General features: G+C 43.0%; 19 protein-coding genes. 17 read left to right on the forward strand and 2 right to left on the reverse strand.

Features of this window, described 5'->3' with window-relative positions:
* Window positions 1–77: 77 nt before the first annotated feature.
* From topA to AC5FEC_RS05280, 17 genes are all read left to right on the forward strand, one after another.
* Window positions 78–2171: a type I DNA topoisomerase gene (gene topA / locus AC5FEC_RS05200; protein ID WP_493661516.1), complete on the forward strand. Its 2094-nt coding sequence runs from the start codon at window positions 78–80 to the stop codon at window positions 2169–2171.
* 41 nt (window positions 2172–2212) lie between these two features.
* Window positions 2213–2707, forward strand: coding sequence for a phosphoribosylanthranilate isomerase (locus AC5FEC_RS05205; protein ID WP_493661517.1), 495 nt, complete (start codon window positions 2213–2215; stop codon window positions 2705–2707).
* Between the two features lie 93 nt (window positions 2708–2800).
* Window positions 2801–4135 carry a methylenetetrahydrofolate--tRNA-(uracil(54)-C(5))-methyltransferase (FADH(2)-oxidizing) TrmFO gene (gene trmFO / locus AC5FEC_RS05210; RefSeq protein WP_493661518.1) on the forward strand — a complete coding sequence of 445 codons (1335 nt, stop codon included), beginning with the start codon at window positions 2801–2803 and terminating at the stop codon, window positions 4133–4135.
* A 107-nt stretch (window positions 4136–4242) separates the two neighbouring features.
* A complete protein-coding gene (locus AC5FEC_RS05215; RefSeq protein WP_493661519.1) occupies window positions 4243–5067 on the forward strand; it encodes an alpha/beta hydrolase in 825 nt (274 codons plus the stop codon).
* Window positions 5068–5093: 26 nt separating this feature from the next.
* Window positions 5094–5834 carry an esterase family protein gene (locus AC5FEC_RS05220; RefSeq protein WP_234550202.1) on the forward strand — a complete coding sequence of 247 codons (741 nt, stop codon included), beginning with the start codon at window positions 5094–5096 and terminating at the stop codon, window positions 5832–5834.
* 27 nt (window positions 5835–5861) lie between these two features.
* The gene (locus AC5FEC_RS05225; RefSeq protein ID WP_234550203.1) at window positions 5862–7040 is read left to right on the forward strand and encodes an ATP-grasp domain-containing protein; all 1179 of its coding nucleotides are present in this window, start codon (window positions 5862–5864) and stop codon (window positions 7038–7040) included.
* Window positions 7041–7225: 185 nt separating this feature from the next.
* The gene (locus tag AC5FEC_RS05230) at window positions 7226–7630 is read left to right on the forward strand and encodes a hypothetical protein (RefSeq protein ID WP_493661520.1); all 405 of its coding nucleotides are present in this window, start codon (window positions 7226–7228) and stop codon (window positions 7628–7630) included.
* Between the two features lie 220 nt (window positions 7631–7850).
* The gene (locus tag AC5FEC_RS05235) at window positions 7851–8819 is read left to right on the forward strand and encodes a thiamine pyrophosphate-dependent dehydrogenase E1 component subunit alpha (RefSeq protein WP_493661521.1); all 969 of its coding nucleotides are present in this window, start codon (window positions 7851–7853) and stop codon (window positions 8817–8819) included.
* A gap of 18 nt (window positions 8820–8837) precedes the next feature.
* A complete protein-coding gene (locus tag AC5FEC_RS05240) occupies window positions 8838–9830 on the forward strand; it encodes an alpha-ketoacid dehydrogenase subunit beta (protein WP_234550206.1) in 993 nt (330 codons plus the stop codon).
* Window positions 9831–9957: 127 nt separating this feature from the next.
* A complete protein-coding gene (locus AC5FEC_RS05245) occupies window positions 9958–11001 on the forward strand; it encodes a dihydrolipoamide acetyltransferase (protein ID WP_493661522.1) in 1044 nt (347 codons plus the stop codon).
* A gap of 72 nt (window positions 11002–11073) precedes the next feature.
* Window positions 11074–12777, forward strand: a complete 1704-nt coding sequence (gene lpdA, locus AC5FEC_RS05250) for a dihydrolipoyl dehydrogenase (protein WP_493661523.1) — start codon at window positions 11074–11076, stop codon at window positions 12775–12777.
* Between the two features lie 14 nt (window positions 12778–12791).
* Entirely contained in the window at window positions 12792–13781 is a 990-nt protein-coding gene (gene lplA, locus AC5FEC_RS05255; RefSeq protein ID WP_493661524.1) for a lipoate--protein ligase, read from the forward strand.
* Between the two features lie 331 nt (window positions 13782–14112).
* Window positions 14113–15018: a UDP-N-acetylmuramate dehydrogenase gene (gene murB / locus AC5FEC_RS05260; protein WP_493661525.1), complete on the forward strand. Its 906-nt coding sequence runs from the start codon at window positions 14113–14115 to the stop codon at window positions 15016–15018.
* Between the two features lie 217 nt (window positions 15019–15235).
* Window positions 15236–16393, forward strand: coding sequence for an ABC transporter ATP-binding protein (locus tag AC5FEC_RS05265; protein ID WP_493661526.1), 1158 nt, complete (start codon window positions 15236–15238; stop codon window positions 16391–16393).
* Window positions 16374–17180 (forward strand): ABC transporter permease, encoded by an 807-nt coding sequence (locus AC5FEC_RS05270; protein ID WP_037614898.1) that lies wholly within the window; start codon window positions 16374–16376, stop codon window positions 17178–17180. The genes AC5FEC_RS05265 and AC5FEC_RS05270 overlap by 20 nt, the downstream gene beginning before the upstream one ends.
* A complete protein-coding gene (locus AC5FEC_RS05275) occupies window positions 17177–17950 on the forward strand; it encodes an ABC transporter permease (protein ID WP_005590157.1) in 774 nt (257 codons plus the stop codon). Before AC5FEC_RS05270 ends, AC5FEC_RS05275 begins: the two co-directional genes overlap by 4 nt.
* On the forward strand, window positions 17947–19017 hold the full coding sequence (locus AC5FEC_RS05280; RefSeq protein ID WP_037614895.1) for an ABC transporter substrate-binding protein: 1071 nt from the start codon (window positions 17947–17949) through the stop codon (window positions 19015–19017). The genes AC5FEC_RS05275 and AC5FEC_RS05280 overlap by 4 nt, the downstream gene beginning before the upstream one ends.
* 57 nt (window positions 19018–19074) lie before the next feature.
* Here AC5FEC_RS05280 and AC5FEC_RS05285 read toward each other — a convergent pair whose 3' ends face one another.
* Complete coding sequence (locus AC5FEC_RS05285) at window positions 19075–19506, reverse strand: DUF6556 family protein (protein ID WP_493661527.1); 432 nt, start codon at window positions 19504–19506, stop codon at window positions 19075–19077.
* A 229-nt stretch (window positions 19507–19735) separates the two neighbouring features.
* Entirely contained in the window at window positions 19736–22363 is a 2628-nt protein-coding gene (gene ppdK / locus AC5FEC_RS05290; RefSeq protein ID WP_493661528.1) for a pyruvate, phosphate dikinase, read from the reverse strand.
* Window positions 22364–22470 lie beyond the last annotated feature (107 nt).

Here is a 22470-nt window from a genome sequence, read left to right on the forward strand (position 1 = left end):
TTCCTATAAGAAAAGTTAGTAGTTGACATCTATCAAAAAATAGTTTACACTCTATGAGATTTTATTTCTGATAGAAGGTGTCTAAATTGGTAACAAAAACAAAGAAAAAATCTACGACCAAGAAAAATCTTGTCATCGTAGAGTCGCCTGCTAAGGCAAAAACAATAGAAAAATATCTGGGACGAAACTATAAGGTTCTAGCCAGTGTGGGACATATTCGAGACCTGAAAAAGTCTACTATGTCCATTGATTTTGAGAACAACTATGAGCCGCAATACATCAATATTCGTGGTAAAGGTCCGTTGATTAATGACTTAAAAAAAGAAGCCAAGAAAGCCAAGCAAGTCTTTCTGGCAAGTGACCCGGACCGCGAAGGAGAAGCTATTTCATGGCATTTGGCTCACATTCTTAATCTGGATGAAAAAGAGAAAAACCGTGTCGTCTTCAACGAAATTACCAAAGATGCGGTCAAAAATGCTTTTAAAGAGCCACGTCAGATTGATATGGATTTGGTTGATGCACAGCAGGCTCGCCGAGTTCTGGACCGCTTGGTGGGTTATTCCATTTCTCCTATTCTCTGGAAGAAAGTCAAAAAAGGCCTGTCAGCTGGTCGGGTGCAGTCTGTCGCTCTCAAGCTGATTATCGACCGTGAAAATGAAATCAACGCCTTCAAACCAGAAGAATACTGGACGATTGACGGAACCTTCAAGAAAGGAACTCGTCAATTTCAAGCCAGCTTTTACGGTATGAATGGTAAAAAGATGAAGCTGACTAATAACGATGAGGTCAAAGAAGTCCTATCTCATCTCAAAGGTGATGACTTTACAGTCGACAGTGTCGAAAAGAAAGAGCGTCGACGCAATGCTCCCCTGCCTTACACGACGTCCTCCATGCAGCAAGATGCTGCTAATAAGATTAACTTCCGGACTCGTAAGACCATGATGGTGGCCCAGCAGCTCTATGAGGGGATCAATATCGGATCTGGCGTACAGGGTCTTATTACCTATATGCGTACCGACTCGACTCGTATCAGCCCAGTAGCGCAGAATGAAGCAGCAAGCTTTATCACGGATAAATTTGGCGCTAAATATTCCAAACATGGCAGCAAGGCCAAGAACGCTTCTGGCGCTCAAGATGCCCACGAAGCCATTCGTCCTTCCAGCGTTTTCAATACTCCAGAAAGCATCGCAAAGTATCTGGATAAGGATCAGCTTAAGCTCTATACGCTGATCTGGAACCGTTTTGTAGCCAGCCAAATGACAGCAGCAGTCTTTGATACAATGAATGTCAAGCTGGGGCAAAATGGTGTCCAATTTGCAGCTAATGGCAGTCAGGTCAAGTTTGATGGTTATCTGGCTATTTACAACGACTCTGACAAAAATAAAATGCTGCCAGACATGGAAGAGGGGGACACAGTCAAACGTGTCAATACCAATCCAGAACAGCATTTTACCCAGCCACCTGCTCGTTATTCTGAAGCGACTCTTATCAAGACTTTAGAAGAAAATGGTGTTGGTCGTCCGTCTACCTATGCACCGACCATTGAAACTATTCAGAAACGATATTACGTTAAGCTGGTTTCCAAGCGCTTTGAGCCGACGGAACTAGGTGAAATTGTCAATTCATTGATTGTAGAATTCTTCCCAGGCATCGTAAATGTGAAATTTACAGCAGAAATGGAAGCTAAACTAGATGATGTAGAAGTTGGCAAAGAGCAGTGGCAGAAAGTTGTTGACGAGTTTTATCAACCTTTTGAAAAGGAAGTGGCTAAAGCCGAAACTGAAATGGAGAAAATCCAAATCAAAGATGAACCAGCTGGTTTTGACTGCGAGGTCTGCGGAAGTCCTATGGTTATCAAGTTGGGGAGATTTGGGAAATTCTACGCCTGCAGCAATTTCCCTGACTGCCGTCACACTCAGGCTATTGTCAAGGAAATCGGCGTGACCTGCCCGCAGTGTCAGAAAGGTCAAGTTATTGAGCGTAAGACTAAGCGAAATCGCATTTTCTATGGCTGTGATCGTTATCCTGACTGTGATTTCACATCTTGGGACAAGCCCGTTGGGCGCAACTGTCCAAAATGCGACCACTATCTAGTTGAAAAGAAAGTTCGTGGGGGTGGCAAGCAAGTGGTCTGCAGCAATGGCGACTATCAAGAAGAAAAAGTGAAATAAGTTGTATTGTTCAATCTATTTTTAAAAATAAGGAACAGGCTATGATGGATAAATTTGCAGAGTTTCTTAAAATAGCGTCTCAACTGAACAAGATGGGAATTATTCCATTGCTGATGGGATCTCTGGGACTGGAGCAGGTTTCTGGTCAGGACTGGAAGGCGCGTGATATCGACATTCACGTTTACGGTGATGAGCGTGGCTGGGAAGTACCAGACGAAGAACGTATTTACGATATGGACAGGATTGAGCCCATGATGGAGCGGCTAGGCTATCGTTTAGTTGACCTGCATGAGCATGAATTTCAAAAAGAAGACTTGTCTGTTGAATTTGGGGTCATGGAAACCTTGGAGGCATTTTCAGGTGTGCCAATAGCGGAGCTGACTCGAAGAGAAGTGGAAGGAGTTGAATTTCTACTGCCGACTCCAGAGCAATTTCTAGCAATCTACCGTGCCTCTTCTCAAGATTCTTACCGAAATGAAAATAACAATCATAAGGATTTTGCTAAGATTGCTTATTTAGAAAAAATGACGAAATGATGGACAGTGAGGAATTCTCCTGTCTGTCTTTTTTACTTTCTTTTTGTTATAATGGTCAGAGTGAAAATCTAGAAATATCCAAGGGAGAGTATCATGTCATCATCCTATATCAATGTTATCGGAGCTGGTCTTGCTGGCAGTGAAGCAGCTTACCAGATTGCCAAGCGCGGAATCCCAGTCAAACTCTATGAAATGCGGGGTGTCAAGTCGACTCCTCAGCACAAAACTGCGGAGTTTGCAGAACTGGTCTGCTCTAACTCCCTGCGAGGAGATGCGCTGACAAATGCAGTCGGTCTGCTTAAGGAAGAAATGCGTCGGCTGGACTCGGTCATTTTAAGAGCTGCAGAAGCGACTCGAGTGCCAGCTGGTGGCGCTCTAGCAGTTGATAGAGAAGGTTTTTCGCAGCTAGTAACGGAGCAAGTGACCAATCATCCATTGATTGAAGTCATTCGTGAGGAAATCACTGAAATTCCAGAAGATGCCATCATAGTCATTGCGACAGGGCCCTTGACTAGCGATGCTTTAGCAGAAAAAATACACGCGCTCAATGGGGGCGACGGCTTTTATTTCTACGATGCGGCGGCGCCAATCATCGATGTCAATACCATTGATATGACCAAGGTCTATCTCAAATCCCGCTATGACAAGGGCGAAGCGGCCTATCTCAATGCGCCCATGACCAAGCAAGAGTTTATGGATTTCCATGATGCTTTGGTCAATGCGGAGGAAGCACCGCTCAATTCCTTTGAAAAAGAAAAATACTTTGAAGGTTGCATGCCTATTGAAGTTATGGCCAAGCGAGGCATTAAAACCATGTTGTATGGTCCTATGAAGCCGGTTGGTTTGGAATATCCAGATGACTACCAAAGGCCTCGTGACGGAGATTTTAAGACGCCATACGCTGTGGTGCAGCTTCGTCAGGATAATGCAGCAGGCAGCCTTTACAACATCGTTGGCTTCCAAACTCATCTCAAATGGGGTGAGCAAAAGCGGGTCTTTCAGATGATTCCTGGTCTTGAGAATGCAGAATTTGTCCGCTACGGCGTCATGCACCGCAACTCCTACATGGACTCTCCAAATCTGCTGGAACAGACTTTCCGCTCTAAGAAACAGCCAAATCTTTTCTTTGCAGGTCAAATGACTGGAGTTGAAGGCTATGTTGAGTCAGCGGCTTCTGGTTTGGTTGCTGGTATCAATGCCGCTCGACTCTTCAAGGGAGAAGAAGCGCTTGTCTTCCCAGAAACGACAGCCATCGGTAGTTTGCCGCATTATATCACTCATGCTGATAGCAAGCATTTCCAACCCATGAATGTCAATTTTGGCATTATCAAAGAGCTAGATGGCCCTCGGATTCGTGATAAGAAAGAGCGCTATGAGAAGATTGCTGAGCGGGCATTGGCAGATTTAGAGGCCTATTTAGATAAATAGAGCAGAATTTTACCGAAAATCTCAAAAAAGTTAGGAAACGCCTAACTTTTTTACTAATTTTATGATATAATAAATAAAAATTTTTGAAAATAGAAAGTTTTCTGAAAATGAATAAATCCTATTTCTATCTTGATATGAAAAACCATGAGTTGGTAGTTCCTTACACCAAACAAAAGCGGCGCGTGCGAGTGTTGCTTCCTAAAAACTATGAACAAGATACTGAAAAGACCTATCCTGTCGTTTATTTTCACGATGGCCAAAATGTCCTTTATAGCAAGGAGTCTTTCAGTGGCCATTCTTGGAAAGTGATTCCGACAATCAAGCGCAATCCCGATATTGAAAAAATGATAGTCGTAGCCATTGATAATGATGGACCGCGTCGGATGAATGAATACTCTGCCTGGAAGTTCCAGGAGTCCAATATTCCTGACATTCAGTTTGGCGGTAAGGGGACGGAGTATGCAGAGTTTGTTATGGATGTCGTCAAACCTTTTATTGACGAAAACTATCGGACGAAGGCTGACCGCCAGCATACAGCTATGATTGGTTCTTCATTGGGTGGCAATATTACCCAGTTTATTGGCATTGAATATCAGGATCAGGTCGGCTGTCTGGGCGTTTTTTCATCAGCCAACTGGCTCCATCAGGAAGCTTTTGATCGCTATATAGAACGCCAGAAGCTACAACCTGACCAGCGGATTTTCATCTATGTTGGAACGGAGGAAGCTGATGATACGGACAAGACCCTCATGGCAGGCAATATCAAACAAGCCTATATCGATTCTTCGCTCAGTTATTACCGTCAGCTGATTGCTGCTGGTGTGGAGCTGGACAATCTGCACATCAAAATCCAGTCCGGAGCGATTCACAATGAAGTAGACTGGGCAGAGAATCTACCCGACTGTTTCCGCTTTATCAGTGAAAAGTGGTAGGAAAAGAAGCTAAAAGGAGAAAACAAATGCATGTAGAATTTTTAAGTCATTGGAGTGGAAATCTAGGCCGTGAAATGTATGTCAATCGTTATGGTCATGCTGGCATTCCAGTGGTAGTCTTTGCTTCGTCAGGTGGCACTCACAATGAATATGCTGATTTTGGGATGATTGAGGCCTGCTCTTGGTTCATCGAGACAGGGAAGGTTCAGTTTTTCACTTTGAGCAGCGTGGATAGCGAAAGCTGGCTGGCTGACTGGAAGCATCCCCACGATCGTGCTGAGATGCACCGTGCTTATGAGCGTTATGTCATTGAAGAGGCGATTCCGTTTATCAAGCACAAGACTGGCTGGTTTGACCCGATGATGACGACCGGCTGTTCTATGGGAGCTTATCACGCTGTTAATTTCTTCCTCCAGCATCCGGATGTTTTCAATAAAGTGATTGCCCTCAGTGGTGTCTATGATGCACGCTTTTTTGTCGGTGACAATTTGAACGACGAAGTCATTTATCAAAACTCACCAGCTGACTATATCTGGAATCAAAACGACGGTTGGTTCATCGACCGTTACCGTCAAGCAGATATCATTATTTGTACTGGCCTGGGTGATTGGGAACAAGATGGCCTGCCATCCTTCTATACCCTAAAAGAAGCTTTTGAGCACAAAAATATTCCAGCTTGGTTCTCTGAGTGGGGGCATGATGTGGCCCATGATTGGATTTGGTGGCGCAAGCAGATGCCTTATTTCCTAAGTCAGTTAAATCTTTAAAATGTCAAGTAGAAAGGAAGTCTTACTATGAATTATATCGTTATCTCCCCTTACTATCCGCAAAATTTTCAGCAGTTTACAATTGAGCTGGCCAACAAGGGCATTACAGTACTTGGTATCGGTCAGGAGCCTTATGACCAACTAGATCAGCCGTTGAAAGATGCTTTAACTGAGTATTTCCGTGTTGAAAATTTAGAAAATCTGGATGAAGTCAAACGTGCAGTTGCCTTCCTTTTCTACAAACATGGCCCGATTGATCGCATCGAGTCCCACAATGAATACTGGCTGGAGCAGGATGCCCAGTTGCGGGAGCAATTTAATATTTTCGGAGCCAAACCAAAAGATCTGAAAAAGACCAAGTTTAAGTCTGAAATGAAGAAATTCTTCAAAAAGGCTGGTGTGCCAGTTGTTCCAGGTCAGGTTGTTAAAACTCTGTCCGGTGTGGATTTGGCTGTCAATAAAATCGGTCTGCCCCTGATTGCCAAGCCAGACAATGGTGTTGGAGCAGCAGCCACTTTCAAGCTTGAAACAGGAGCAGATGTTGATCGTTTCAAGGCAGAATGGGATCAGGAAACAGTTTATTTCTTTGAAAAATTTGTGACTTCAAGTGAGATTTGTACTTTTGATGGACTGATTGATTCTAATGGAAATATTGTCTTTTCAACAACCTTTGACTATGCGCACACACCGCTTGATTTGATGCTCTATAAAGCAGATAATTCCTATTACATCCTCAAGGATATGGATCCAAAACTTCGTGAATACGGGGAAGCGATTGTCAAAACGTTTGGCATGAAAGAGCGCTTTTTCCACATAGAATTTTTCCGTCAAGATGGTGATTATATCGCCCTAGAATACAATAATCGACCGGCCGGTGGTTTTACAATCGATGTTTACAATTACGCTCATTCAATCGATCTTTATAAGGGTTATGCTGCTATTGTGGCAGGTGAGCCATTTCCTGGGTCACACATGGAGCCATTATTCTGCTTGGCAACCGCTCGCCGTTCGACCTCACATTATGCTTATTCAGAGGCAGACTTGCTTGAAAAATATCGGGATAACTTTAAAGTCAAAAAAGATATGCCAGCAGCTTTCGCAGAGCTTCAGGGCGATGTTCTCTATATGCTGACGACTCCAAGCCGCGAGGAACTTGATCAAATGGTGGCAGATTTTGGGAAGAAAGTGGACGATGCCGCACAATAGTCTTGGTACACCACGCAAAACGTCAGACACAGCAATCATTTATTTAGCACATACATATAGTGTCTAATAGAGTTAGAATACGAGAGATACTTTGAAATCTATTGCATCATTTTTGGATAAGATTCATGAATGAATGGAGGTGGCGGTCAGCCACCTCTTTTTGTCTGCTAGAAAAGAGGGAAATTATGAAACGAATCTTTCTTGTTTTTTTCCAATGTTATGCTGTTGATTTTTTGTTGTGGGTATTTTCAATTACAAACCAAGGTTTAACTTATGATTTATATCCTTCAGTCTCTGTCTTTTCTGCCAGGGAAACTTTCAAATATGAAAATGTCAAAACTGAATTGGATAAACTCGCGGAGGAAAACAAGAGCCTCATCGGTCGTATGGTGCAAGTTTCTGATGAGAATAGCGATAAAAATATTCGATATGAGTTATATGGTCAGGGGAGATTGCCTCAAGGGCTGAATAAAGCAAAAGATTCAACAAGTCGCTCTTCGAGTTTGGTCGTTAATTATTACAATTTTAATGGTTCTTTAAAAAGCGAGGAGCGAGTGATTATCATAGCAACTCACAATCCGATAATTTAGGAAATGGAAGGCGAAGTCATTGAAATAGAAAAATGATAGGGCTATTGTAAGTAATCAATGCAGCCTAAAGTTTGTGAAAATATTATTTTTCTCGCCGAAACTGGTGTATCTATGCGATATACCAGTTTTTCTTTGTGAAATTTTCTAAGCATAAATTTTGACAGGGCTTACAGCTTTGGATAAAATGTGTCTATAGAATGATGCTTAGAAAGGCAAAAATATGTCAACTTTAGATAAAGATCTTTTGTTAGAGATGTTCCGTAAGATGGAAGAAATCCGTCGCATGGATTTGAAAATTGCACAACTTGTAAAAAAAGGAAAAGTTCCAGGCATGACTCACTTTTCAGTTGGTGAGGAAGCAGCAAACGTTGGTGCAATGTTAGCTTTGAATCCGGATGATTTAATCACTTCTAATCACCGTGGACACGGTCAAGCCATTGCCAAAGGCATTGACCTGAATGGTATGATGGCGGAAATCCTAGGGAAATACACTGGAACCTGTAAAGGAAAAGGTGGTTCTATGCACATTGCAGACCTTGATGCGGGTAACCTCGGTGCCAATGGTATTGTGGGCGGTGGCATGGGAATTGCTGTTGGAGCAGCTCTGACCCAGCAAATGCAGAATACTGGAAAAATTGTTGTCTGCTTCTTTGGTGATGGTGCTACCAACGAAGGTGTCTTCCACGAAGCAGTTAACATGGCTTCCATCTGGAATTTACCAGTTATTTTCTATTGTATTAACAACGGTTATGGCATTTCTGCCGACATCAAGAAAATGACCAACGTAGAACATATCCATCAACGTAGTGCTGCATATGGTATTCCAGGTATGTTCATCGAAGATGGCAATAATGTTCTGGATGTCTATGAAGGTTTCCAAAAGGCTGTAGAGCATGTTCGCAGTGGTAAAGGACCTGTCTTGATTGAGAGCGTAACTTATCGTTGGTTGGGACATTCGTCTTCTGACCCTGGTAAATACCGTACTCGTGAAGAAGTAGACGAATGGAAAAAGAAAGATCCAATCGAAAATCTTCGTAAATACCTGCTGGAAAACAAGATTGCAAGCGAGGAAGAGCTAGAAGCTATCCAAGCTGGAGTAAAAGAAGCAGTAGAAGCGTCTGTGAAGTTTGCAGAAGAAAGCCCGTTCCCGCCGCTTGAATCTGCCTTTGAAGATATTTACGCAGACTAAAGAGAGGAGAAAAAGAAAATGGAAACTAAAACTATGTCTTTTCGTGACACCATTATCCTCGCTATGTCTGAGGAAATGCGTCGCGATGAAAATGTACTCTTGATGGGAGAAGATGTCGGAGTCTTTGGTGGAGACTTTGGTACATCAGTTGGTATGCTGGAAGAGTTTGGACCTGAGCGTGTCCGTGACTGTCCGATTTCTGAAGCAGCCATTTCTGGAGCAGCCGCAGGAGCAGCCATGACAGGCCTCCGCCCAATCGTAGATATGACTTTCATGGACTTCGCTGTGATTGCCATGGATAATATCGTCAACCAAGCCGCTAAAACTCGTTATATGTTTGGCGGTAAAGGGCAAGTTCCGATGACCATTCGCTGTGCGGCTGGCAATGGAGTTGGTTCTGCAGCTCAGCACTCTCAGTCTTTGGAATCTTGGTTTACTCATATTCCAGGATTGAAGGTTGTAGCCCCAGGTACGCCTGCCGATATGAAAGGCCTTCTCAAAGCTTCTATCCGAGACAACAACCCAGTGATTATCTTGGAATATAAGTCTGAATTTAACCAAAAAGGGGAAGTGCCAGTCGATCCAGACTACACAATCCCACTTGGAGTTGGGGAAATCAAACGCGAAGGAACGGATGTAACAGTTGTTACTTATGGAAAAATGCTTCGCCGTGTGGTTCAAGCTGCGGAAGAATTGGCAGAGGAAGGAATTTCAGTTGAAATTGTTGACCCACGTACCCTTGTACCGCTTGATAAGGATATCATCATTAACTCAGTTAAGAAGACTGGTAAGGTTGTTCTGGTTAACGACGCTCACAAAACAAGTGGTTATATCGGAGAGATTTCAGCTATCATTTCAGAATCAGAAGCATTTGACTATCTAGATGCACCAATCCGCCGTTGCGCAGGAGAAGATGTGCCGATGCCGTATGCACAAAACTTGGAAAATGCCATGATTCCGACTGTAGAATCCATCAAAGAGGCCATCCGTAAGACTTATCACAAAGAATAAACTATAATAAAAAAGAATGGAAATATTCAGTTTATATAAGTTTTTTATGTAAACTGAACTCGTATAAAAAAAGAAAACTTCAATGCAGAAGCTGCATTGAATAAACTCACTTAGAATAGGAGAGGTCATGACTGACGAAAAGCTTAGAGCGACTCCTGCTGCCAGAAAACTAGCAGATGATTTGGGAATTAACCTTTACGATGTAACTGGTACAGGCTCAAACGGTCGTGTCCACAAAGAAGACGTGGAAACTTACCAAAATACCCATGCGGTCCGTATTTCACCGCTTGCAAAACGAATTGCCAAGGAACATAATATTGCTTGGCAAGAAATTCAAGGAACTGGCCATCGTGGCAAGATTATGAAAAAGGACGTCCTTGCCTTTCTGCCTGAAAATATTGAGTCGGATACGATTAAGTCTCCTGCTCAAATCGAGAAAGTGGAAGAAGTTCCTGATAACATCACTCCTTACGGTGAAATTGAGCGGATTCCGATGACACCGATGCGGAAGGTCATCGCTCAACGGATGATAGAATCTTACCTGACGGCACCAACCTTCACTCTCAACTACGATGTCGATATGACAGAAATGCTGGCCTTGCGTAAAAAAGTGCTAGAGCCAATCATGGAAGCTACTGGAAAAAAAGTAACGGTCACAGACCTGCTTTCTCTTGCTGTTGTCAAGACATTGATGAAGCATCCTTACCTCAATTCGACCTTGACAGAGGATGGCAAGACCATTATCACTCACAATTATGTGAATTTAGCCATGGCGGTCGGTATGGAGAATGGCCTGATGACGCCAGTCGTCTACAACGCAGAAAAAATGAGCTTGTCAGAGTTGGTTGTAGCCTTTAAAGACGTTATCAGCCGTACGTTGGATGGTAAGTTGGTACCGAGCGAGCTGCAAAACTCAACCTTCACGATTAGTAACTTGGGAATGTTTGGTGTACAGTCTTTTGGACCAATCATCAACCAACCAAACTCTGCTATTTTGGGTGTCAGCTCAACGGTTGAAAAACCTGTCGTTGTGAATGGAGAAATCGTTATCCGTCCAATTATGAGCTTGGGCTTGACCATTGACCACCGTGTAGTTGATGGAATGGCTGGAGCTAAGTTCATGAAGGACTTGAAAGCTCTGATTGAAGACCCAATTTCAATGTTGGTATAAGATTTTCTTTGCTAGTCTGAAAAGCAAAGAAGCGCTCAGCAAATGAAGAATTAATTAGAAAAGGAAAGAAAAATGGCTTTAGAAGTAATTATGCCAAAAGCCGGCGTGGATATGACCGAAGGACAAATTGTCCAATGGAATAAAAAAGTCGGTGAATTTGTCAAAGAAGGGGAAATCCTTCTGGAAATCATGACTGACAAGGTCAGCATGGAATTGGAAGCAGAAGAAGATGGCTACCTGATTGCCATTCTTAAAGGTGATGGGGAAACTGTCCCTGTAACAGAAGTTATCGGCTACCTTGGTGAAGAAGGCGAAAATATCCCAACGGCAGGAGCAGCAGCGCCAGCAGCTAGCCCTGCACCTGCAGCAAGTGCCTCAAATGATGATGGTAAGAGCGATGATGCTTACGATATCGTTGTCATCGGTGGAGGTCCTGCTGGTTATGTAGCAGCGATTAAAGCAGCCCAACTTGGTGGTAAGGTTGCTCTTGTTGAGAAATCAGAACTCGGTGGAACGTGCTTGAACCGCGGATGTATTCCAACTAAGACATACCTTCATAACGCTGAAATCATTGAAAGCATCGGTCATGCAGCAAACCGTGGTATCGTCATTGAAAATCCAAACTTCACAGTTGACATGAACAAACTCTTAGAAACCAAGTCTAAAGTTGTCAATACACTTGTTGGTGGTGTTGCTGGTCTTCTCCGCAGCTATGGCGTAGATGTTCATAAGGGAATTGGTACCATTACTAAAGACAAGAATGTTTTGGTAAATGGTTCAGAATTGCTTGAAACCAAGAAAATCATCCTTGCTGGTGGTTCAAAAGTCAGCAAGATCAATGTTCCTGGCATGGAATCACCTCTGGTTATGACCAGCGATGATATCCTAGAAATGAATGAAGTGCCAGAAAGCCTTGTTATTATCGGTGGCGGAGTTGTCGGTATTGAGCTTGGTCAAGCCTTCATGACCTTTGGTTCAAAAGTCACAGTTGTCGAAATGATGGATCGTATCGTACCAGCCATGGATGCTGAAGTTTCTAAGAACCTTCGCCTCATCTTGGAGCGCAAGGGGATGACAATTCTGACTGAAACTAAGTTGGAAGAAATCATCGAAGAAAACGGCAAACTTCGTATCAAAGTTGAAGGAAAAGAGGACATTGTCGCAAGTAAGGCTCTTCTTTCAATCGGACGTGTGCCAGACCTAGAAGGTATTGGCGATGTTGAGTTCGAATTGGATCGTGGCCGTATCAAAGTCAACGAGTACATGGAAACTTCTGTTCCAGGTATTTACGCACCGGGCGATATCAACGGTACGAAGATGTTGGCCCACGCAGCCTTCCGTATGGGTGAAGTTGCTGCTGAAAATGCCCTTAAAGGTAACCACGTTGTTGCGAAACTCAACTTGACTCCAGCCGCTATCTACACGCTTCCTGAAGTTGCTGCAGTTGGTTTGACTGAAGAACAAGCTCGTGAGAAATACGATGTTGCCATCGGTAAATTCAACTTCGCAGCGAATGGCCGTGCGATCGCTTCTGACGCGGCTCAAGGATTTGTTAAAGTTATCGCTGATAAGAAATACGGAGAAATCCTCGGAGTTCACATCATTGGTCCTGCAGCTGCAGAATTGATCAACGAAGCGTCAAGCATCATCGAAATGGAAATCACTGTTGAAGAAATGCTCAAGACCATCCACGGACACCCAACTTATTCAGAAGTGATGTATGAAGCGTTTGCGGATGTTTTGGGAATGGCTATCCACTCACCTAAGAAAAAATAAAGGATGTCTCGTCAATGAAATATATCATTAACAATAGCAATGATACTGCCTTTAATATCGCTCTCGAGGAGTATGCTTTTAAGTATCTCCTTGATGAGGATCAAATTTTCCTGCTCTGGATCAATAAGCCATCGATTATTGTCGGGCGCCATCAAAACACGATCCAAGAAATCAACCGCGACTATGTGCGGGAACACGGTATTGAAGTGGTACGCCGTATCAGTGGTGGCGGAGCCGTTTACCACGATCTGAACAACCTGAACTACACGATTATTTCCAAAGAAGATGAGAATAAAGCCTTTGATTTCAAATCTTTCTCAACGCCAGTAATCAATACCTTAGCTCAGCTTGGTGTAAAGGCTGAATTCACTGGCCGCAATGACTTGGAGATTGATGGCAAGAAATTCTGTGGCAATGCCCAAGCCTACATCAATGGCCGTATCATGCACCATGGCTGCTTGCTCTTTGATGTGGATTTGTCAGTCTTGGCCAATGCTCTTAAGGTTTCTAAGGATAAGTTTGAATCCAAGGGAGTTCAATCTGTCCGTGCTCGTGTGACCAATATTGTGGACGAGCTTCCAGAGAAAATCACTGTTGAAGAATTTAAGGATCTTCTTCTGGCTTATATGAAAAAAGAGTACCCAGTGATGACTGAATACGTCTTTTCAGAGGAAGAGTTGGCGGAAATCAATCGTATCAAGGATACTAAGTTTGGTACTTGGGACTGGAATTACGGTAAATCACCTGAGTTTAACGTTCGTCGTGGAACAAAATTCCCTAGTGGTAAGGTCGAAGTCTTTGCCAATGTTATCGAGTCTAAAATCCAAGATATCAAGATTTATGGTGACTTCTTTGGTATCGAAGATGTCGTAGCTGTAGAAGATGTCCTTCGTGGAGTAAGATATGAACGCGAAGATGTCCTTAAAGCCTTAGAAACAATTGACATTACACGCTACTTTGCTGGTATCAGCAAAGTAGAGATTGCTGAAGCGATTGTTGGCTAAAATAGAAGAGTCTGGGACAAAAGTCCGACCTCAAATATAAAAAGCGAACAAAACTAGTTTTCTGGTAATCAGAATTCTGCTTTGTTCGCTTTTCGCATTTAATTATAGATTTGAAGGGCTTAATAATTAAGATTTTTAAAAATTGAAATCTTTTTGTCCCAGACTCTTCTATTTGCTGTCTCTATAGCCTCTCAGCCTTAGAATTGCTTTGATGTGGAGTAAGATTAGCAATAGTCTAGCTAGATATTTATCAGCTTTTTTATTCAAATTATCGTAAATGTCATATAATTTTGATATAATAGAGTGTATTTTGTAAAAAAGAGAGTAAATCATGCAAAACTTAGAAAAATTTAATGCTGAATTAGAAGGAATTGACATCCGCTTCAATGAACCTTTGAGTCAATATACCTACACAAAGGTAGGAGGAGCGGCTGATTTCTTAGTTTTTCCGCGCAATCGGTATGAGCTGGCTAGAATTGTCAAATTCGCCAATCGTGAAAACATCCCTTGGCTGGTGTTAGGGAATGCCAGCAATATTATTGTACGGGATGGCGGTATTCGGGGCTTTGTCATCATGTTTGACAAATTAAACAATGTGGCAGTGGATGGTTACACAATTGAGGCTGAAGCAGGGGCAAATCTGATTCAGACAACGCGTATTGCTCTGCATCATAGCTTAACAGGCTTTGAATTTGCCTGTGGTATTCCAGGTAGTGTCGGTGGCGCTGTCTTTATGAATGCTGGCGCTTATGGTGGTGAAATCGGTCATGTGCTAGTTTCTTGTAAGGTCTTGACGCCGGAGGGGGAAATTAAGACCCTAGATGCTCGTGATATGCGATTCGGCTATCGTCATTCACTTGTTCAGGAAACAGGCGACATTGTGATTTCGGCTAAGTTTGCCTTGGCACCTGGTGTCCATCGAAATATTCGTCATGAAATGGAACGCTTGACCCATCTGCGTGAGCTCAAGCAACCTTTAGAATATCCATCTTGCGGTTCGGTCTTCAAACGTCCTCTAGGGCATTTTGCCGGTCAGTTGATTAGTGAGGCTGGTTTAAAAGGCTGTCGAATCGGTGGGGTGGAGGTTTCAGAAAAACATGCTGGTTTTATGATTAATGTCGATCATGGTACGGCTAGCGATTATGAAAATCTGATTGCCCACGTTATTAAAACAGTAAAAGAGCATTCTGGGGTCACTCTGGAACGCGAAGTTAGAATCATTGGAGAAGCCTTATAGTCCGACAAGCAATTTGTCAGACTAGTTCTTTCTGATTTCTAGTTCCTAGGTTTGTCCAAGTATTTGGAATAGCGAATATCCATGTGTATCTTAGTAAAGGGGGTGAAAGCCTATCGATATCGCAAGTATGCAGGGCCATAGTAGCCCTCGAGAGGTCTTTGTGGTCTGACAGAACCAGAAATCTGTTAATACATGGAAAAGAAGGAATTTATGTCAATTGAAAAAACCAATCATTGAGTTCAAAAACGTTTCAAAAGTTTTTGAAGACAATAATACCATCGTTCTCAAAGATATCAACTTTGAATTAGAAGAAGGGAAATTTTACACGCTTTTAGGGGCTTCTGGCTCGGGGAAATCAACCATCCTCAATATAATTGCAGGACTACTGGATGCGACTACAGGAGACATCTTTTTGGATGGTGTCCGCATTAATGACATTCCCACGAATAAACGTGATGTTCACACCGTTTTTCAGTCCTATGCTCTTTTCCCGCATATGAATGTCTTTGAGAATGTGGCCTTTCCTTTGCGGCTTCGGAAGGTGGACAAAAAAGAAATTGAAGAGCGGGTTGCTGAAGTGCTGAAAATGGTTCAGCTGGAAGGCTTTGAGCGCCGCTCTATTCGAAAACTTTCAGGTGGGCAACGCCAGCGGGTAGCCATTGCCCGTGCAATCATTAATCAGCCGCGGGTCGTTCTATTGGATGAGCCCCTCTCTGCTCTGGATTTGAAGCTTCGTACGGACATGCAATATGAGCTCCGGGAACTGCAGCAGCGCCTCGGTATCACTTTCGTCTTTGTGACTCACGATCAGGAAGAAGCACTCGCTATGAGTGACTGGATTTTTGTCATGAATGAAGGTGAAATTGTTCAGTCAGGAACGCCAGTGGATATCTATGATGAGCCGATTAACCACTTTGTTGCGACCTTTATCGGAGAATCTAATATTCTGCCAGGTAGGATGATTGAGGACTACTTGGTCGAGTTTAACGGTAAGCGTTTCGAAGCGGTGGACGGAGGAATGCGGCCTAATGAAGCGGTGGAAGTGGTGATTCGTCCGGAGGATTTGAGGATTACGCTTCCTGAAGAAGGAAAACTGCAGGTAAAAGTGGATACCCAGCTTTTCCGCGGGGTTCATTATGAAATTATCGCCTACGATGAGCTTGGCAATGAATGGATGATCCACTCGACTCGCAAGGCCATCGTTGGAGAAGAAATCGGTCTGGACTTTGAGCCAGAGGATATCCATATCATGCGCCTCAATGAAACCGAAGAAGAATTCGATGCTCGGATTGAAGAATACGTAGAAATCGAAGAACAAGAAGCAGGGCTGATCAATGCCATTGAGGAGGAAAGAGATGAAGAAAACAACCTCTAACCTTTTTCTGGTTCCTTATTTTCTTTGGATTCTGCTCTTTGTCCTAGCTCCAGTGATGATGATTGTCTGGAAATCATTCTTTAATATCGAAGGTCAGTTCACGCTGGAAAACTATCGGATTTATTTCACATCGCAGAATTTGACTTATCTGAAAATGAGCTTTAATTCGGTATTTTACGCAGGTATTATTACCTTGGTCACCTTGCTCATTTCTTATCCGACCGCATATTTTTTGACCCAGCTCAAGCATCGCCAGCTCTGGCTCATGCTGATTGTCCTGCCGACTTGGATCAATCTTTTGCTTAAGGCCTATGCCTTTATCGGTATTTTTGGACAAAATGGCTCGGTAAATGAATTTCTGACCTTTATCGGTATCGGTCCCAAGCAGATTCTTTTCACTGACTTTTCTTTTATCTTTGTTGCCAGCTATATTGAGTTGCCCTTTATGATTTTGCCAATCTTCAATGTCTTGGATGATTTGGATCAAAATCTGATTCATGCCAGCTATGACTTGGGGGCCAATCGATGGCAGACCTTCCGCAATGTTGTCTTTCCTCTTTCGATGAATGGCGTGAGAAGTGGTGTACAGTCAGTCTTTATTCCTAGTCTCAGTCTCTTCATGCTGACGCGTTTGATCGGTGGAAACCGTGTCATTACGCTGGGAACAGCCATTGAACAGCATTTCTTGACAACGCAGAACTGGGGAATGGGGTCAACAATCGGAGTAGTTCTGATTATTGCCATGCTCTTCACCATGTGGGCAACCAAGGAAAGGAGAGAACGATGAAAAAATTTGCTAATCTCTATTTAGCGATTGTGTTTCTAATCCTCTATCTTCCGATTTTTTACTTAATTGCCTATGCTTTCAATGCTGGCGATGATATGAACAAATTTACTGGCTTTGATCTGGTTCATTTTCAAAAGTTGTTTGAAGATTCACGCTTGATTTTGATTTTGGCGCAGACATTCTTCCTAGCCTTTCTTTCTTCCCTCATCGCTACGATTATCGGAACTTTTGGTGCTATTTATATTTACCAAGCCCGCAAAAAATATCAGGATGCCTTCTTATCCATCAATAATATTCTGATGGTTGCGCCAGACGTTATGATTGGGGCCAGTTTCCTGATTCTCTTTACCACGGCTAAATTCCAGTTGGGCTTTGTATCTGTTTTGGCTAGCCACGTCGCTTTTTCAATTCCCATTGTGGTGCTGATGATTTTGCCACGGCTGAAAGAAATGAATGACGATATGATTAAAGCTGCCTATGATTTGGGAGCTAGTCAAGTCCAGATGCTCAAGGAAATCATGCTCCCTTATCTGACACCAGCCATCATTGCCGGCTACTTTATGGCTTTCACCTACTCACTCGATGACTTTGCTGTGACCTTCTTTGTGACAGGAAATGGCTTCTCGACTCTTTCGGTTGAAATCTATTCCCGCGCACGGCAAGGAATTTCCTTGGAAATCAATGCCTTGTCAGCTCTGGTCTTTCTCTTTAGCATTGTTTTAGTCATCGGCTATTACTTTATCACGCGTGAGAAGGAGGAAGCAGCATGAAAAAACTCTATTCGTTTTTAGCAGGGATTCTTGCGATTATCCTGATCTTGTGGGGAATTAGCTATCGGATTGAAAGCAGAACCAATAGCAAGGGCAGTGATAAATTGGTTGTCTACAACTGGGGAGATTACATCGATCCAGACTTGCTGACTGAGTTTACCAAGGAAACAGGTGTGCAGGTTCAGTACGAAACCTTCGATTCCAACGAAGCCATGTACACGAAAATCAAACAAGGTGGTACAACCTACGACATTGCTATCCCAAGCGAGTACATGATTGCCAAGATGATGAAGGAAAACTTGGTGGAAAAATTGGATCATAGCCAGATCAAAGGCTTGGAAAATATTGGGTCAGATTTTTTGGATCAGCCATTTGATCCAGGAAATCAGTATTCCATTCCTTATTTCTGGGGGACGCTGGGAATTGTTTACAATACTAAAATGGTCGAACATGCGCCTGAGCATTGGAACGATCTCTGGAAACCAGAATATAGAAATTCTATCATGATGATTGACGGAGCCCGCGAAGTCATGGGGATTGGTCTGAACTCAAATGGTCATAGTCTCAACTCCAAAGATGCAGACCAGCTGCAGGAAGCTGTCGATAAGCTTTATACTCTGACGCCTAACATCAAAGCCATCGTTGCTGATGAGATGAAGGGCTACATGATTCAGAATAACGCGGCCATAGGCGTAACCTTCTCTGGTGAAGCCCGTCAAATGCTGGAAGCCAACGAGGATCTGCGCTATGTCGTTCCGACAGAAGCCAGCAACCTTTGGTTTGACAATATCGTCATTCCAAAGACGGTCAAAAATAAAAAAGCCGCCTATCAGTTTATCAATTTCATGCTGAGACCGGAAAATGCTTATAAGAATGCGCTTTATGTTGGCTATTCAACGCCAAACCTTCCTGCCAAGGCCCTGTTGCCAGAAGACATACAGGAAGACGAGGCTTTCTATCCGACAGAAGAAACTATGAAGCATCTAGAAGTCTATCAGCAGTTAGGACCAAAATGGCTTGGGACTTATAACGACCTCTATCTTCAAGTCAAAATGTATCGCAAATAAAAAAATGAAGCCAGACTGTGTGTCTTGGCTTTATTTTTAGTTTTTTTTAAAAGAAGGTTAGTTTGATGACTCAGTGTGAGCATCAGTTGTCGTGTCTGTTGCTGTGCTTGAGCTGGCAGTCGTACTGTTGTTACTATCGGTAGCAGTAGTAGAGGCTGTATCGACCGTAGAAGAGCCAGTTTCGATTGCTGTATCACTAGCAGCACTAGATTGGTTATCTGCTGAACTAGAAGTGACAGTCTCTTTTTCGATTTCCTTAACGATGGTTGTTGTCGTTGTAGAATTACTGGTATCTGACTTAGATTTGCTGTCATTGTTGTTCAAAAGATTCATAATGGTCAGACTAGCAATGATAATCGACAGAATACTGGCGATAGTTGCGATTGTTTTTTGAAGGGCAGAAAACCCTTTTTTTATATGATGGCTAGTTGTTTTTCTGCTTGGCTTTTGTTCATTTTGATGTTTATTTTTACGTGAATAGTTTTCCATTGAAAGGGAGTCTCCTTTATTTTCTATGTATGAATGGCTGAACTGTGCTAAAGTTACATTTATATCAATCCAGCAATCATCCCTTGCTTTTTATTATACGTCTTTTAGCTAAAAATGTCTTTAAAAAATTTCTTATTTTACAATGAAAACGTACACAAGAAAAGAAGCCAGTCCAAAAAGTACACTGGGCGTACTTCAAGGACTGCTTCTTAGAAATAGTTAAAGAAAATTACTTTGTCTCTTCTTGCTTCAGAAGATTGGCTTGTGCTACTGCAAGTCGGGCAGCTGGTACCCGATAAGGAGAGCAGGAAACGTAGTTGATGCCTATTTCTTGGAAGAATGGGATAGAATCTGGGTCACCGCCGACCTCTCCACAAATACCAATCGTAAGGTCCGGCTTGATTTGTCTGGCTTTTTGAACAGCCAAGCTCATCAAGATTCCAACTCCCTGTCTGTCAACGCTCTGGAAGGGATCAACTGCTAGAATGTTTTTATCTGTGTAGGCTGGGATAAACTTACCGATGTCATCACGGGAGAAACCATAAGTCATCTGTGTCAAATCATTGGTACCAAAGCTAAAGAAATCAGCATCTTGCGCCAACTGATCAGCAATCAGACACGCACGTGGAAGCTCAATCATAGTACCAATATCATAAGGAAAAGGCTGGGTCTGATATTTAGTAAACAGCTGGTCAATAAAATTGACAAGATAATCCTTAATATAAGTCAGCTCTGCTTTTTCAGCAATCAAAGGAATCATAATCTCCGGCCGAATTGTCAGGCCTTCTTGTTGTAGGCGAATTACGCTGCTGAAGATGGCCTCTACCTGCATTTTGTAGATATCAGGCTGTGTAATGCCAAGGCGGCAGCCTCGATGACCCAGCATAGGATTACTTTCCTGAAGCTGTTTGATTTGATGAGTTAGCTTAACTGGATTCTTTTGCAGAGTTTGAGCTAAGATTTGAATTTCTTGTTCTTCTTTTGGCAGGAATTCGTGCATCGGTGGATCGAGCAGCCGAATAATCATAGGTAGCTGGCCAACAGTTTGAAACATTTGGTAGAAGTCCTGTGATTGGAACTCCAGTAGTTTCTTCAGAGCAGCCTTGACCTCTAGAGGATTTTCTGACAGTATCAGTCGCCGCATTTCAAGAATTCTGTCCTGACCAAAGAACATGTGTTCCGTCCGTGCTAATCCGATACCTTGAACACCAAATTGAATGGCCGTTTGGAGATCAGAAATGGTCTCTGCATTGGCTCGGACTTTGAGCTGGGCCACTTGGTCTGCCCAAGTAAGTAGCTGCTCTAATTCTTGATCATTTTCCACCAGAACAGTGGAAAGTTGACCGAGATAGATTAGACCGGTACTGCCATCAACAGACAGGATATCACCTTGCCCCAAAATAATCTCTCCACATTGCAAGGTTTTAGCGTCCTCATCGATACGAAGCGCCTCGCAGCCTGCGACACAGCAGGTACCCATTCCTCGGGCTACAACAGCAGCGTGAGAGGTCATTCCGCCGTGGCTGGTTACGATAGCTTGACTGACTATCATGCCCTCTATGTCTTCAGGAGATGTCTCGTGGCGAACAAGGATCACTTTAATTCCTGCTTCATGCAGGCGCTTAGCTTCCTTAGCAGAAAAGACGATTTGTCCAGTAGCAGCTCCAGGGCTGGCTGGAAGGCCTTGAGCTAGAACAGAGGCTGTTTGCAGTTGCTCCTCGTCAAAAACAGGATGAATTAGCTGATTGATAGCTGCAGGCTGAATCCGTAGAAGAGCTGTGTTTTGACTAATAATTCCTTCTTCAACTAAATCTAGAGCGATTTTAAGAGCCGCTTTAGCTGTCCGCTTGCCATTTCGTGTCTGCAGAATATAAAGCTTTCCTTTTTCAATAGTGAATTCAATATCCTGCATATCTTTATAATGTTCTTCCAGCTTCTGCGCATAAGACAAAAAGTCTGCATAAGCTTGTGGCATTTTCTCTTCTAGCGCTTGAATGGGTTCAGGAGTCCGAATACCTGCCACTACATCCTCACCCTGGGCTTGAAGGAGAAATTCTCCAAAAAGACCTTTCTGACCGTTGGCTGGATTTCGGGTAAAAACGACACCTGTACCGCTTTGTTGGTCGCTATTCCCAAATACCATGGCTTGAACATTGACAGCTGTACCTAAATCATCGGGTATTTGATTTAGCTCCCTGTAGACCTGAGCTCGTGGATTATTCCAGGAACGAAAAACGGCTTTGATAGCAGTAAAGAGCTGCTCTTTAGGGCTTTGAGGAAAGGTTTGATGGTGTTCATAGTAGAGCTGCTTGTATTGATCAATCAAAGCCTGATGCTCTTCTAAGGTGAAGTCTTTCACCGACTTGCCAGCATTCTTTTCAAAAAAGAGCAGGAGCTGGTCAAAATCTTCCTTGGGGATACCATAGACTACATCAGCAAACATCTGCATCAAGCGACGGTAGCAGTTGTAGGCAAAGTCTAGATTTGTAGCTTGGGCCAGAGTTTGGGTCCGCAAGTCGTTAAGGCCTAGGTTTAGTATGGTATCCATCATACCTGGCATGGAAAATTTTGCACCGCTGCGGACCGAGACCAGTAGTAAGGCCTGGTCATTGCCGCTAAAGTATTTTTGGGTTTTCTTTTCTAGTTGATCAACCGCTTCCAAGATCCCTGTTTTTAAATGAGACTCAAAAAAATATGGCTCATTCAAAAAGCGGATGCAGCTTTCGGTGGTAATAGTAAAGCCAGGTGGGACAGGCAGTCCAAGGTTCGTCATTTCGGCAAGATTGGCTCCCTTACCACCCAAGAGAGCATTCTGATTAGCATTCCCTTCTTCGAAGGAGAAAATGAATTGAGTCATATGTTACCTCCAATTCCTTAAATGTGAGACATATTTGTTCTTCTTTACATTTTAATATACATCACATATACTTGTCAAGGAAAAATCAACTGAAATTTAAGTTGACA

Source organism: Streptococcus sp. STC1396, assembly GCF_058933875.1.

Excerpts from the sequence above, each read along its gene's own strand:
- lplA (WP_493661524.1), top strand. The coding sequence starts at position 12,792 with ATGAAATATATCATTAACAATAGCAATGATACTGCCTTTAATATCGCT.
- ppdK (WP_493661528.1), bottom strand. The coding sequence starts at position 22,363 with ATGACTCAATTCATTTTCTCCTTCGAAGAAGGGAATGCTAATCAGAAT.
- trmFO (WP_493661518.1), top strand. The coding sequence starts at position 2,801 with ATGTCATCATCCTATATCAATGTTATCGGAGCTGGTCTTGCTGGCAGT.
- lpdA (WP_493661523.1), top strand. The coding sequence starts at position 11,074 with ATGGCTTTAGAAGTAATTATGCCAAAAGCCGGCGTGGATATGACCGAA.
- AC5FEC_RS05215 (WP_493661519.1), top strand. The coding sequence starts at position 4,243 with ATGAATAAATCCTATTTCTATCTTGATATGAAAAACCATGAGTTGGTA.
- AC5FEC_RS05205 (WP_493661517.1), top strand. The coding sequence starts at position 2,213 with ATGATGGATAAATTTGCAGAGTTTCTTAAAATAGCGTCTCAACTGAAC.
- AC5FEC_RS05275 (WP_005590157.1), top strand. The coding sequence starts at position 17,177 with ATGAAAAAATTTGCTAATCTCTATTTAGCGATTGTGTTTCTAATCCTC.
- AC5FEC_RS05245 (WP_493661522.1), top strand. The coding sequence starts at position 9,958 with ATGACTGACGAAAAGCTTAGAGCGACTCCTGCTGCCAGAAAACTAGCA.
- AC5FEC_RS05270 (WP_037614898.1), top strand. The coding sequence starts at position 16,374 with ATGAAGAAAACAACCTCTAACCTTTTTCTGGTTCCTTATTTTCTTTGG.
- AC5FEC_RS05285 (WP_493661527.1), bottom strand. The coding sequence starts at position 19,506 with ATGGAAAACTATTCACGTAAAAATAAACATCAAAATGAACAAAAGCCA.
- AC5FEC_RS05240 (WP_234550206.1), top strand. The coding sequence starts at position 8,838 with ATGGAAACTAAAACTATGTCTTTTCGTGACACCATTATCCTCGCTATG.
- AC5FEC_RS05235 (WP_493661521.1), top strand. The coding sequence starts at position 7,851 with ATGTCAACTTTAGATAAAGATCTTTTGTTAGAGATGTTCCGTAAGATG.
- AC5FEC_RS05280 (WP_037614895.1), top strand. The coding sequence starts at position 17,947 with ATGAAAAAACTCTATTCGTTTTTAGCAGGGATTCTTGCGATTATCCTG.
- AC5FEC_RS05230 (WP_493661520.1), top strand. The coding sequence starts at position 7,226 with ATGAAACGAATCTTTCTTGTTTTTTTCCAATGTTATGCTGTTGATTTT.
- AC5FEC_RS05220 (WP_234550202.1), top strand. The coding sequence starts at position 5,094 with ATGCATGTAGAATTTTTAAGTCATTGGAGTGGAAATCTAGGCCGTGAA.
- murB (WP_493661525.1), top strand. The coding sequence starts at position 14,113 with ATGCAAAACTTAGAAAAATTTAATGCTGAATTAGAAGGAATTGACATC.
- AC5FEC_RS05225 (WP_234550203.1), top strand. The coding sequence starts at position 5,862 with ATGAATTATATCGTTATCTCCCCTTACTATCCGCAAAATTTTCAGCAG.